A 12053-nucleotide genomic window follows, 5' to 3' on the forward strand; every position below is an offset into this window, starting at 1 on the left:
GCGCACGATAGCCGGGTTGCCAAGGCTCTTACGATGCCAGGTATGGAGCGACTGGAGCTTTCCGACGGGCGGGTACTGGACTATCTGGTGGAGGGCCCGGCCGACGGGCGTCCGCTGGTGATGCACCATGGCACGCCGGGCGTCGCGCTCAGGCTGCCGCCGGTTGCCGAGGCGGCGGCGCGGCACGGTCTGCGGTTCGTGACGCACAGCCGGCCGGGGTACCGCGACAGCACGCCGCACCCAGGGCGGACAGTGGCAGACGTGGCGAGCGACGTCAGCGCGCTACTCGACGCGCTCGGGGCTGACGACTTCGTGACGATCGGATGGTCGGGTGGCGGGCCGCACGCGCTCGCCTGTGCCGCGCTGCTGCCGGACCGGTGCCGGTCCGCGGCGATCCTGGCCGGCGTCGCGCCGTACCGGGCCGAAGGGCTCGACTGGATGGCCGGGATGGGCGAGGAGAACGTGGCCGAGTTCGGCGCGGCCGCGACCAGCGTCGAGGCGCTGGAGAAAGTTCCTCGGCGAGATGGGCGGCGCCCTGCGGACGGTTCAGGCGAGCGACATCATCGGGGCGTTCGGCGACCTGCTCTCCGAGGTCGACAAGCAGGCCGTCCGGGATGGTCTCGCCGACTACCTCGCCGAGTCCTGCCGCAACGCCGTCTCGACCGGGTACGCCGGCTGGCGCGACGACGACCTCGCCTTCCTCGCCGACTGGGGTTTCGACCTCGCGAGCATCCGCGTCCCGGTCTCGATCTGGCAGGGCGACCAGGACCGCATGGTCCCGCACGCCCACGGCGCCTGGCTGAGCGAGCACGTGCCAACCGCCACCCCACACCTCGTCCCCGGCGAGGGACACGTATCGCTGGTCAAGAACATCGAGACGATCGTCGCGCAGCTGGATCTGTAGGTTGCGTCTCAGGCTGGGACTCTTAGCCGAAGGCGAAGGTGAAGGCTGAGACGCCGGCGGTGTAGGTCAGCGTCATCGTGCTGCGGTGCACGTCCGGGGTGTCGACGAGCTGGTAGGCGTTCGGTGTGCCGTCGACCGTGATGGTTCGGTCGGCCTGGCCCGGGATCGAGACGGTGACCGTGCCGTGGCCGGACAGCACGTGGTAGACCTTCGCGGCGTTGTAGTTCAGCCGGGACTGGGCGCCGGTGGTCGACGTGACGCTCTGCGTACCGACGACCCACCGGCCGCCGAGGCTGTACGTGTCGTTCGGCTGCTGCTCGTTCAGGACGAACGAGGTCGCCGTGGGCCGGGGCGCGAGGGCACCGGTGCCTTTGAAGTTCGCGGACCGGGAATAACCGAGGTACGTCTCGTTGGTCCGGCCTGCCACGCCGGTGTCGGCCTTCACCGTCCCGTCGACCGGCGCCGGCAGTTGCAGACCTGGCCTGGCCTCGGTGAGCAGCTTGCGGAGCTGGTCCTCGGTCTGCCCGTAGGAGCCCTCGCCGAACTTGATCGACCGTACCGTCCCCTGCGCGTCGATCAGGTACTTCGCCGGCCAGTACTGGTTCCGGTACGCCGTCCACGTGGCCAGGTTGTTGTCCTGGGCAACGGGGTACCGGATGCCTTCGGAGCGGATCGCGGCGGCCAGGTTGCCGGCGTCCTTCTCGAACGCGAACTCCGGCGAGTGCACGCCGACGATCTCCAGGCCGAGCTCGCGGTACGCCTTGTCCCAGGCGAGCAGGTGCGGGGTGGCGCGCTGGCAGTTGATGCAGGAGTACGCCCAGAAGTCGACCAGGACGACCTTGCCCTTCAACTCCCCCAGGCCGACCGGCCTCCCGCCCGGGGTGTTGAACCACTTCTGCGTGCCCTGGAACTGCGGCGCGGGGCCACACTCGGCCAGCTCGGCGGCGCCCGGCGTGCACTTCGAGAGCTCGGTCGACGCATTGCCGATCGCCGGCGCGAGGGCGCCCTGGACGGTCTTGTTCTCCGCGACCTTCTGCTCCAGCCCGCTGGTGTACGACGGGATTGTGCGCTGGATCAGGTCCGTGAGGTTGAACGCCAGTCCGACCGCGAGCGCGAGCATCACCACACCACCGGCGATCCGGAAACCGCGAGCACGCTCCCGGTACGCCTTCACCCGCTGCGAGATCCGCGATCCCGCCGAGGCGAAGATCAGCAGCGGCAGCGCGGCGCCGATCGCGAACGACACCGTCAGGACCACGGTCCGGGACCCGACGTTCCCGGTCGCCCCGGCCACCGTGATCGCGGCGAGCACCGGTCCCGCGCAGGGGACGTACAGCGTCCCGAGCCCGAGACCGAGCACGAACGCGCCGTTGTCCGGGCGGTTGATCTTCGGCAACCGGTAGAACGGCTTCTCGATCAGGTGCCCGAGCGCGGGCACGATGAGTCCCAGCCCGACCAGGCCGAGCACCACCAGTCCGACCCAGCGCAGGAAGTCGTCGGGCAGTCCGAGCGCGGACAGGATCACCGAGCCGAGCAGCGTGAACACGCTGAAGCTGACCACGATCCCGGCGATGATCAGCAACGGCCGCCGCCTGCCGCCGCCTGCCGAACCGGCTGACCCGGCTGACCCGGCTGACCCGGCTGACCCGGCGAAGAAGATGATCGGCAGCATCGGCAGCACACACGGCGACACCCCGGTGATCAATCCACCCAGCAACCCAATCAGCGCAAGCGTCAACATGCCGGTACTCCCAAGGTGGTACTCCAAACGGACATCAAACCTTCGCCACCAAGCACCTACCGGATGGGTCGCCCGCTCAACCCCCTGCCGGTGGAATCGCCTCCGCCCGGCCCTGAAGGAACTGCCTCGCCGGCTCCGAGCGAGCCAGCTCGGCCGCTCGCGCGTACGCCGCGGCGGCCTCGGACTCTCGACCCAGCGATCGAAGCAGCGCCCCGCGCGCAGCATGCAGCGGGTGGTACGCCGCGAGCTCTCCGGCGACCTCATCGATGAGACGCAATCCCGCGGCCGGCCCGTCGACCTCCCCGACCGCGATCGCTCGGTTCAATGCGACCACCGGCGTCGGCATCACCGCGATCAACCGATCGTAGAACCACACGATCGATCGCCAGTTCGTGTCCTCGTACCGCGACGCGGCGCAGTGCATCGCCTGAATGGCCGCCTGAAGCTGGAACGGCCCGAGCTTCCGCTGACGGAGACACGCCAGCACCAGCGCCTGTCCTTCGCCAATCAGCCTGAGATCCCAGAGCGATCGGTCCTGATCCTTCAGCAACACGAGCGTCCCCTGTGACTCACGCGCCGGGACGCGGGCCTCACTGAGCAGCACCAGTGCCAACAGCCCGGCCACCTCAGGCTCGCCAGGCATGAGCGCGACCAGGAGCCGGGCCAGTCGCAAGGCCTCGGTGCGGAGCTCACTCCGCGCGCGGTCCTCGAGGCCCGCGTTGTACACGAGGTAGAGGACCGAGAGCACCGCGCGCAGACGGCTCGGCAGCTGCGTCTCGTCCGGCACGCGGTACGGGATCGCCGCGGCCTTGATCTTGTACTTCGCGCGCACCAGCCGCTTGGCCATCGTCTCCTCGCTCACCAGGAACGCTGCGGCCACCTCGGCGACGGACAGGCCCCCGATCAGCCGGAGCGTGAGCGCGACCTGGTGCTCGACGCCGAGCGCTGGATGACAGCAGGTGAAGATCAGCCGGAGCTGGTCGTCGTCCTCGTCCGGCGACCCGTCAGCGTTCAGGGCGGCCCGAGCGGTGCTGACGGCGAGCTCACGGCCGCGCCGGTTCCGCCGGACGACGTCGACGGCCCGGTTCCGCGCGGTGGTGACGATCCAGCCGGCTGGATTGTCGGGCAGCCCGTCCCGCGGCCAGCGCCGGACAGCCGTCACGAACGCATCCTGTACGGCGTCCTCGGCCAGCGAGATGTCGCCGTACAGCCGGATCAACGTGGCCACGGCCTTCCCGCGGGACGCGCGGAACGTCCGCTCGACCTCCTCCGCGTGCTGCTCCACCGGCCGATCCCGCTCGTCTCCTCAGCGTCCGTCCTGGACGCGTCCGGTGGCCCGGAACGGCCGGACCTCGATGTCGTGATCGATGGCCTCCACCACCTTCTCCGCCCAGGCCAGCGCCGCGTCGAGGTCGTCGGCGTTGATGATGTAGAAGCCGCCGACATGCTCCTTCGCCTCGACGAACGGGCCGTCGGTCGTCACCTTGTCCAGCCCGGTGCCACCGCGGACCACCGTGGCCGCGTCCGGACCGTGCAGCGCACCACCGAACACGAAGGCGCCGGCGCGGTCCATCTCTTCCTCGAGCGCGATCACCCGGCCCATGAACGCCCGCATCTCCTCGGGCGTGGACGGCACCCGGTTGGGCTCGCCCGCTACGTCGTACACGGACAGCACGTACTGATTCATCGACACTCCCAGGATCGGCGGGCTGGTCCCGCTCTCACCAGATGACGAAAGCCGAGCGCCCGATCAGGACAGCCCGGGCAACTCGATCCTCGTCTCTCATACTGTCCCTGAACTTGTCTCTGGACTGTCCATGGGCGCGGCTAGCGTGCGGGTATGAATCGGACGGACAGGCTGTATGCGCTGGTCGAGGAGCTTCGGGCTGCGGGTGGGCGGGGGCGGACGGCGCGGCAGCTGGCCGCGCGGTTCGAGGTCAGCGTGCGGACGATCGAGCGTGATCTGAGTGCGCTCGGGCAGGCCGGCGTACCGCTCGCCACCAAACAAGGGCGCACCGGCGGCTACAGCGTTGACCGGTCGATGAGCCTGCCGCCGCTCAACTTCACACCGCGCGAGGCGACCGCGATCGCGGTGGCGCTGAGCCGCAGCGAGCATGTGCTGTTCTCCGGCGACGCCCGGAGTGCGCTGCAGAAGATCGTGGCCGCGATGCCCGAGCGGGCCCTCGAGGAAGCCAGGGCGACGGCGGCGAAGGTCCGCCTGCTCGTCCGAGAGGTGCCGGATCCGGACGCGGAGGTTGCCGAGCGCATCTGGCAGGCGGTGCGCGACAACCAGGTCCTGCGCATCAGCTACATCGATGCCGGCGGCATCACGACCGAGCGCGACGTGGAGCCGCAGCACGTCGTCGTCGGACCGAACGGCTCGTACCTCACCGCCTGGTGCCAGCTGCGGCAGGAAGAACGCGTGTTCCGGATGGACCGCATCACCGCGGCCGAGCACTCACCGCTCCGGCGGCTGTCGGCGGCGGCCGCCGACCCCCGGGTCGACGGCCATGCGACCAAGCTGCCCGAGGCCGCGCTCCGACCTGAAGACCTCCTGCCGAACCCAGTGCCGAACCCAGTGCCGAACCCAGTGCCGAACCCAGTGCTGAAACCGGTGCCGACACCCCGGCCGGCGCAGCTCTCACATCCTGCGTCGAACACCGACATACGGGTGTCGCGAACGCCTGCGACGGTGGGTTCGATCCGCCGCTCCGGTGGATGATCGTCACGACGAAGGAGTTCCGATGACCACACCCGCTCCCGGCACGCTCGGCTGGTTCGAGGTCGCCACCAGCGACCCGGACGGTGCCCAGAAGTTCTACGGCAGTCTGTTCGACTGGACCTTCGACGGCAGCTCGGTCGCGACCGGCGACCTGGACTACCGCAACATCAAGGCCTCCGGCGCCGATGCTCCGATGGGCGGCATCTTCGGCACCGGCGGGCAGGTCCCCGACCACGCGGTGTTCTACATCCTGGTCGCCGATGTCGCGGCGACCTGCGCCGACGCCGAGCAGCTCGGCGGATCGGTGGTCAGCCGCCACCTCGACACCGCCCCTGGCGCGCCGACGTTCGCGTACCTGCGCGACCCGTCCGGCAACCAGTTCGGCATCTTCGCCCCACCGGCGGCCTGATGCAATGCTCCTCGCCGGACCCGTCCGGCGAGGAGGTCGCCCGTACCCTCAGGCTCGGTCGGCGGAGAGTTCTTCGGCGATGCGGTCGCCGATCATCAGGCAGGCTGTGGCCGCGGGTGAGGGTGCGTTGAGCACGTGCAGGGCGCGGCCGTCGCGCAGGAACAGGAAGTCGTCGACGAGTTTGCCGTCCCGGGTGACCGCTTGCGCGCGGACGCCGGCACCAGAGCGCCGTACGTCGGCGACCCGGAGCTCGGGGAGCATCCGCTGCGCCTCGCGGACCAGGGCGCGGCCGGTGAGCGAGCGGGCGATCTCCTTCGCGCCGGTCCGGGCGTACCGGCGGGCGAGCCGCCACGAGCCGGGGTACGTCGCGGACTCCCAGACGTCGCGCGGCACGATCTTCCCCCACGTGTACCCCTCGCGGGCCAGCGCGGGGACGGCGTTCGGTCCGACGTGTACGCCGCCGTCGATGCCGCGGGTCAGGTGCACACCGAGGAACGGGAGGTCCGGATCCGGGACGGGATACACAAGTCCCTTCACCAGGAAGTCGCGCTCCGGCACGATCTCGCTGAACTCACCGCGGAACGGCAGGATCCGGACCCCCGGCTCGAGACCCGACGCCCGAGCCAGCCGGTCGCTGTGCAGCCCCGCGCAAACCGCGACCCGCTCCGCCTCGATGACACCGTCGGTGGTGTGCACCCGGACCACGTTCCCCGCGTTCCCGGCGTTTCCCACGTTCTGCACCGAGGTGACCGTGACGCCGGTCCGGATCTCGCCGCCGGCCGCGCGGACGTCGTCCGCCAGCGCGCTGCCGACCAGTTTGAAGTCCACACGACCGGTGGACTCGACGGCGAGCGCGCCTTTCACCCGGAGGTGCGGCTCGCGCTCGGCGACCTCCTCGAGCGAGAGTCGCCGGACCGGTACGCCGTTCTCCTGCCCGATCCCAGCCAGCCGGTCGAGCTGCGGCAGTTCGGCCTCGGTGGTGGCGACGACGAGCTTGCCGGGGACGTCGAGCGGGATGCCCTTGCTCTCGCAGTACTCCCGGAGCGCGGCGCCACCGGCGACCGCGAAGCGTGCCTTGAGCGAGCCGGGCCGGTAGTACAGCCCGGAGTGCACGACTCCGGAGTTGTGCCCGGTCTGGTGGGCCGCCACCGACGGTTCCTTCTCCAGGACGATCACCGGCGTACCGGGGTCGCGCCGCTGCAGCGCCCGCGCCACGGCCAGCCCGACAATCCCGCCACCAACGACTACCGCAGTTCCCATCGACTCTCCTCAATGCTCGTCCAAGAGAGCCGGAAGCCGGCCCGGAAATACAGCTACTGTCGGGGGCATGGCCCAACTCGTCGTGGATGCTCCCATCGTCGCCGTGTCTGTGTACCCGGATCGAGCCAGGGTCACCCGGCGCGGCACCCTCACCGTGCCGGCCGGCGACCAGACCGTGTACGTCGAGCCGCTGCCGCTCGCGCTGCAGGACGACTCGGTCCGCGTCGCGGGCCGTGGACCGGCGACCGTGCTCGGGGTGGAGCTGGCCATCCAGCAGCACGCGCAGGCGCCGGACGAGACCGTGGCCGACCTGGAGCGGCAGCGCCGGGAGGCGGAGGCGGAGGTCGCCGAGCTCGCGGATGCCGACGACGTCCAGTCGCAGCTGGACGCGTTCTTGGCCCAGCTGGCTCGACGCGCCGGTGGGACGTTCGCCCGGACGCTGGCGGGTGGTGAGGCCGAGGCGGAGCTGGGCGGGTTCACGGAGTCGCTCGCTGCCCGGCTCACCGCCGTACGGTCGGCTCGGCGTGATCTGACCGGGCGGCGTCGCGATGCCGACGATCGTCTGGCCGCGGCTGAGCGGCGGCTTGCGGCCGTGTCGCAGCAGCGGCAGCCGGATCGGCGGTCCGCCGCGGTGTCCCTCGTGCTGGAGGCCGAGGCTGAGGTGGAGATCGAGATCTCGTACGTCGTGGCAGGGGCCGGGTGGACCAGCTCGTACGACGTGCGGCTGAATGGCGACCGGCTGACGCTGAACTGGTACGGGCTGGTCACCCAGCACACCGGTGAGGACTGGCCGGAGTGCGACCTCACGCTGTCGACGGCCCGTCCGACGGTGAACGCGAAGGTCCCCGAGCTCGATCCGTGGTACCTCGATCGCTTCCGCCCGCCGGTCCCGCTGGCCGCCGCCGCACCTGCAGGCATTCCGTCGGCCGCGCCGATGATGGCGGGCCGCGGCCGAGCGGACGCGGTCGTCCACGAGCAGGCGGCCTTCAAAGAGTCCGCCGCCACGGTTGAGCAAGGCGTGGCCGCGGCGACGTACACCCCGCCGCGGCCGATCGCCGTCCCCGCCGACGGTGCCTCGCACCGGGCGACGATCGCGGCGATCGACCTCGAGGCCAAGCTCGACTACGTGACCGCGCCGGTGCGGTCGACCGACGTACACCTGCGCGCCACCGTGGTGAACTCGTCGGAGCACACGCTGCCCGCCGGGAAGGCGTCGGTGTTCCACGAGGCAGAGTTCGTCGGCTCGGCGGTGCAGCCGGTGTGGGCGCCGGGCGAGGACGTCGAGCTGGCGCTCGGCGTCGACGACCGGATCCGGGTGGAGCGCAAGCTGGTACGCCGTACGGCGACCAAGGCGACGCTCGGATCCACGCGCCGGCGCGAGGTCGAGTACGAGACGAAGGTCGAGAACCACACGCCCCGCGCGGCCCGGATCACGGTCCTCGACCAGCTCCCGGTCTCCCGCGACCACGAGATCACCGTGAAACCGTTCGCGACGGACCCCGACCCGGCCGAGACCACGGAGCTCGGGGTCGTCACCTGGAAACTCGACCTGGCTCCGGGCGCGGAACGCACGATCAAGCTCGGCTTCCGGGTCGAGACCGGCAAGACCGTCGACCTCGCCGGCTGGCGCGAGTAGCCCCGAGTATCCCCCAGCGGCTCAGTCGATCGAGACCAGGAGCCGGAGCGTGCGCAGCAGGTTGAGGGGTCAGGAGCGGTCGTAGTGGCTCGGCGGGAACGGGTGCCGGTCCGTCAGCGGGTAGATCTCGCCCTCCGACTCCTCGCGCCGTACCTCGGCCTCGACCTCCTGGTACTCCTCCGACTCGGTCACGTCCGTCGGCACCGGGTCATCGGTAGCCGGCGGTAGGTCGTCCGGGTCGTAGTCGTCGACCCCAGCCTCGACCCGCTCCTGCTCGGTCCGGCGCGCCAGCGCGTCGTCGTCCGGGCTCTGCGGAGCGCCACCGTGCTCGCGCCGGTCCCGTCGCGCGTCTTCGGACGTCTCGAACGGCTCTTCGCTCATCGCTCCTCCTCAGCCGGCGCACTCCGATCGCCCACCACAGTACTCACTCGAAACTCACTCGAACCGCCGGTCAGGTGATCACTTCACAAACCGCTGGATGAAGTCGAGGGCGGTCTGCGCGACCTCCTGCCAGCCGCTGTCGATGGTCAGGGAGTGACCGCGGCCCGGGATCTCGGTGATCTCGGTGACGGAGTGCGTGTTCTTCTGCTGCCGGTGGTACGTCGCGTTCGCGATCGCCCACGGGACCTGGTGGTCGTGCTCGCCGGAGATGATCAGCATCGGGCCGCGGTCCGGGTTCTCGGCGTCGGCCTGCAGCTCGGTGCGCGGGTTGAAGTTCGCGAACGCCGCCTGGAACACCGGCACTCCCGAACCGGCCACGTGGAACTCGTCGTACAGCGCCCGCGCCTCGTCCTCGTCGACGGCGTTCGCGAACCCGTACCGGAACTGCTCGAACGTCAGTGCCACCGCCCGGTGCCGGTTCGCCGGGTTGAGCAGCACCGCCGACGACGCCTTCAGCGCGGACAACGGCAGCGGCAGCACGCCGCGCGACGGCGCCGGGTCGATCGCCACGGTCGCCGCCGCCAGCCCGCGGCCGGCCAGGATCTCGACCAGCAGCCCACCGAACGAGTGCCCGACGAGTGCCGGCTTCTTCTCCAGCCGCTCGATCACCGACTGCTGGTACGCCGCGACGTCGCCGATGCTCTTCCCGGCGAACACGTCCGGCTCGACCCGAGCTTCGCCCACGGTGGCCGGGTCATCCGGCCAGCCCGGCGTGACCGCGGCATACCCGTGCTCCTCGAAGAAGGCCGCCCACCGGTCCCAGCTGGTGTCGAGCAGCCACAGCCCGTGGACGAAGACGACAGGCGTCTTCCCGGACCGGTTGGCGGCTTCGACCTCGGCGAGTTCCTTCGCGGTCGGTGCGTAGGTAGACATGGGTGGTTCCCCTCCAGAGTGATGGTTCAGACGGTGGTGATGAGGCCGCCGTCGATGACGAAGTCGCTGCCGTTGACGTTGCCGGCGCGTTCGCCGGCCAGCAGCAGAACGATGTCGGCGACCTCCTGCGGAGTGGTGAACCGGCCAGTCGGGCTGTCGGCGGCCGCACCGGCCGCGACGTCCTCCGGCTTCACTCCCTGCGCGCGGGCGATGGTCTGCGCGACGCCGTCGGCGCCGAGCCAGAGATCGGTCTGCACGGGTCCCGGACTGATGGTGTTGATCCGGACCCCCCGGGGACCGAACTCCTTGGACAGCGACTTGCACAGGTTGCTCAACGCACCCTTGGCCGCGCTGTAGTCGACGACCGGCGGATCGGGCAGCCGGGCGTTCACCGAGCTGATCGTCACGATGCTCGGGTTCGGACGGCCCATCAGGTGCGGCAAGGCGGCCCGGATGCTGCGGACGGCGGCGAGGAAGTTGATGGTGAGCGTCGCGTCCCAGTCGTCGTCGGTGATCGCGAGGAACCCGTCCAGCCGGGGCCGGACCGCACCGACGTTGTTGACGAGGACGTCGAGCACCCCGTGCCGCGCGACCGCCTCGTCGATCAGGTACTGCGGTCCGCCCGCCTCGGTCAGGTCCACCTTGACCACCTGCACCGGGAAGCGGTCCGCGAGCAGGTCGAGCTCCTCGCTCCCGTGCAGTGCGCCGGCGACGACAACGGCCCCCTCTTCGGCCAGCGACCGGGTGATCGCGAGGCCGATGCCCTTGCTGGCGCCGGTGACCACGGCAACCTTGCCGGACAGGTGCAGCTCCATGACCGACTCCCTTCGTCGGCTCGAACGCTAGGCGACGGCGGCCCGGCGTACCCCACGTGAATGCGTAGTTCGCTTGCGACCCGCCTCCCCAGCAACGACCATGAGGGCGAGGTGGAGGGCGCACATGGGAGATGCGGGTGCCGTGCAGCACGTGCTGGACCGGCTCGAGGACGGCGGCCACGGTCCGGGAACCGTCTCCGACGCGATCCAGCTGTCCTGGCGGCGTTCCGCCGACGCCGGGCTACCGCCCGATCACGTGGCGGTGCCGTTCGACCCGGACGTCGACAACGAGAGCCGCCTGCGATGGGCGGCAGCGCCCGCGCTCTCCACGGTCAGCGCGGACCTGTCCGACGTACCGGTCGCGCTGCTGCTGAGTGACGGCAGCGGACACCTCGTCGAGCGCTGGGCGGGGTCAATTAGGACCTCGGACCAGATGGACGGCATCGGCGCTGCACCCGGCTACCTCTGCCGCGAGGAGCTGGTCGGCACCAACTCGATCGGCCTGTCCCTGCTGACCGCCGCACCGACGGTCGTTCTCGGCCACGAGCACTACGCCGACAACCTGACCGGTGTCTCGTGCGCCTCCAGTGCAGTGATCCACCCCGCCACCGGCAAGCTGCTCGGCGTCATCAACGCCACCTGTCCCGCCGACGCCTACCACCCGTTCCTGCCCGCACTGGTCGGCCGCGTGGTCGCCGAGACCCGCCAGCGGCTCCTCGACGACGGTCCGGTGCCGTCACCCGCTCTCCGCGCGGCCTTCGTCACCGCGCGACGCAGAGCCAAGGGTCCGCTGGCCGCGGTCAGCGCGAACACGATGTTCTTCAACACCGCCGCCGGACCGATCCTCACCGCGCCCGGAGATCGCGCGCTGTTGTGGGAGTGGGCCGAGCGGGCGATCCATCAGCACGACGGGAGGCTGCAGGCCGTCGTCACGTTCAGCTCCGGCCCCCGGACGACGTACTGCGAACCCGTGTACGAAGGCATGGTCCTCGCCGGCGCCCTGGTGCGCCTCGGCCCGGCGACCGCGAGCACCGCGAGCGGCTCGCTCCAGACCGACTTCGGCTGGTCGAAGCTCACCGACTCCGAGCGGAGCATCGCCGCACAGGTCGCTCGCGGACTCACCAACCGCGAGACGGCCGCCCTGCTGTTCATCTCGCCGCACACCGTCGACTACCACCTCCGCCAGATCTTCCGCACCCTCGGCGTGCAGTCCCGCGTCGAGCTGGCCCGCATCGTCGAGCGCAACCGCTGA

12 protein-coding genes and 1 pseudogene are annotated in these 12053 nt (G+C 70.6%); 6 read left to right on the top strand and 7 right to left on the bottom strand.

Annotated elements, in window-relative coordinates; genetic code table 11:
• Nucleotides 1-120: 120 nt before the first annotated feature.
• Together AB0E69_RS08275 and AB0E69_RS08280 are read left to right on the top strand one after the other, a co-directional pair.
• A pseudogene (locus AB0E69_RS08275) lies at nt 121-396 on the top strand (alpha/beta fold hydrolase); the annotation flags it as partial.
• A gap of 127 nt (nt 397-523) precedes the next feature.
• A complete protein-coding gene (locus AB0E69_RS08280; RefSeq protein WP_360143028.1) occupies nt 524-904 on the top strand; it encodes an alpha/beta hydrolase in 381 nt (126 codons plus the stop codon).
• 22 nt (nt 905-926) lie between these two features.
• Here the strand turns inward: AB0E69_RS08280 and AB0E69_RS08285 are convergent, their stop codons facing one another.
• From AB0E69_RS08285 to AB0E69_RS08295, 3 genes are all read right to left on the bottom strand, one after another.
• The gene (locus AB0E69_RS08285; RefSeq protein WP_360141625.1) at nt 927-2645 is read right to left on the bottom strand and encodes a cytochrome c biogenesis protein CcdA; all 1719 of its coding nucleotides are present in this window, start codon (nt 2643-2645) and stop codon (nt 927-929) included.
• A gap of 76 nt (nt 2646-2721) precedes the next feature.
• The gene (locus AB0E69_RS08290; protein WP_360141627.1) at nt 2722-3930 is read right to left on the bottom strand and encodes a sigma-70 family RNA polymerase sigma factor; all 1209 of its coding nucleotides are present in this window, start codon (nt 3928-3930) and stop codon (nt 2722-2724) included.
• 21 nt (nt 3931-3951) lie between these two features.
• Nucleotides 3952-4332, bottom strand: coding sequence for a YciI family protein (locus AB0E69_RS08295; protein WP_360141629.1), 381 nt, complete (start codon nt 4330-4332; stop codon nt 3952-3954).
• 153 nt (nt 4333-4485) lie between these two features.
• On the opposite strand from AB0E69_RS08295, the gene AB0E69_RS08300 reads away from it, so the two are divergent.
• Both AB0E69_RS08300 and AB0E69_RS08305 read left to right on the top strand, forming a co-directional pair.
• Nucleotides 4486-5367 (top strand): YafY family protein, encoded by an 882-nt coding sequence (locus AB0E69_RS08300; RefSeq protein ID WP_360141631.1) that lies wholly within the window; start codon nt 4486-4488, stop codon nt 5365-5367.
• A 22-nt stretch (nt 5368-5389) separates the two neighbouring features.
• Nucleotides 5390-5776, top strand: a complete 387-nt coding sequence (locus AB0E69_RS08305; protein WP_360141633.1) for a VOC family protein — start codon at nt 5390-5392, stop codon at nt 5774-5776.
• A 48-nt stretch (nt 5777-5824) separates the two neighbouring features.
• On the opposite strand, the gene lhgO is transcribed toward AB0E69_RS08305, so the two are convergent.
• Nucleotides 5825-7036 (bottom strand): L-2-hydroxyglutarate oxidase, encoded by a 1212-nt coding sequence (gene lhgO, locus AB0E69_RS08310; protein WP_360141635.1) that lies wholly within the window; start codon nt 7034-7036, stop codon nt 5825-5827.
• Nucleotides 7037-7103: 67 nt separating this feature from the next.
• Here lhgO and AB0E69_RS08315 point away from each other — a divergent pair, with 67 nt between their 5' ends.
• A complete protein-coding gene (locus tag AB0E69_RS08315) occupies nt 7104-8672 on the top strand; it encodes a DUF4139 domain-containing protein (protein WP_360141637.1) in 1569 nt (522 codons plus the stop codon).
• A gap of 69 nt (nt 8673-8741) precedes the next feature.
• On the opposite strand, the gene AB0E69_RS08320 is transcribed toward AB0E69_RS08315, so the two are convergent.
• From AB0E69_RS08320 to AB0E69_RS08330, 3 genes are all read right to left on the bottom strand, one after another.
• Nucleotides 8742-9053 carry a hypothetical protein gene (locus tag AB0E69_RS08320; RefSeq protein WP_360141639.1) on the bottom strand — a complete coding sequence of 104 codons (312 nt, stop codon included), beginning with the start codon at nt 9051-9053 and terminating at the stop codon, nt 8742-8744.
• 78 nt (nt 9054-9131) lie between these two features.
• Complete coding sequence (locus AB0E69_RS08325; RefSeq protein WP_360141641.1) at nt 9132-9986, bottom strand: alpha/beta hydrolase; 855 nt, start codon at nt 9984-9986, stop codon at nt 9132-9134.
• 26 nt (nt 9987-10012) lie between these two features.
• Nucleotides 10013-10801, bottom strand: coding sequence for an SDR family oxidoreductase (locus AB0E69_RS08330; RefSeq protein WP_360141643.1), 789 nt, complete (start codon nt 10799-10801; stop codon nt 10013-10015).
• Between the two features lie 124 nt (nt 10802-10925).
• Here AB0E69_RS08330 and AB0E69_RS08335 point away from each other — a divergent pair, with 124 nt between their 5' ends.
• Complete coding sequence (locus AB0E69_RS08335) at nt 10926-12053, top strand: LuxR C-terminal-related transcriptional regulator (RefSeq protein ID WP_360141645.1); 1128 nt, start codon at nt 10926-10928, stop codon at nt 12051-12053.

It is taken from the genome of Kribbella sp. NPDC026611 (assembly GCF_040638345.1).
In the GTDB taxonomy this organism is placed as follows: Bacteria; Actinomycetota; Actinomycetes; order Propionibacteriales; family Kribbellaceae; genus Kribbella.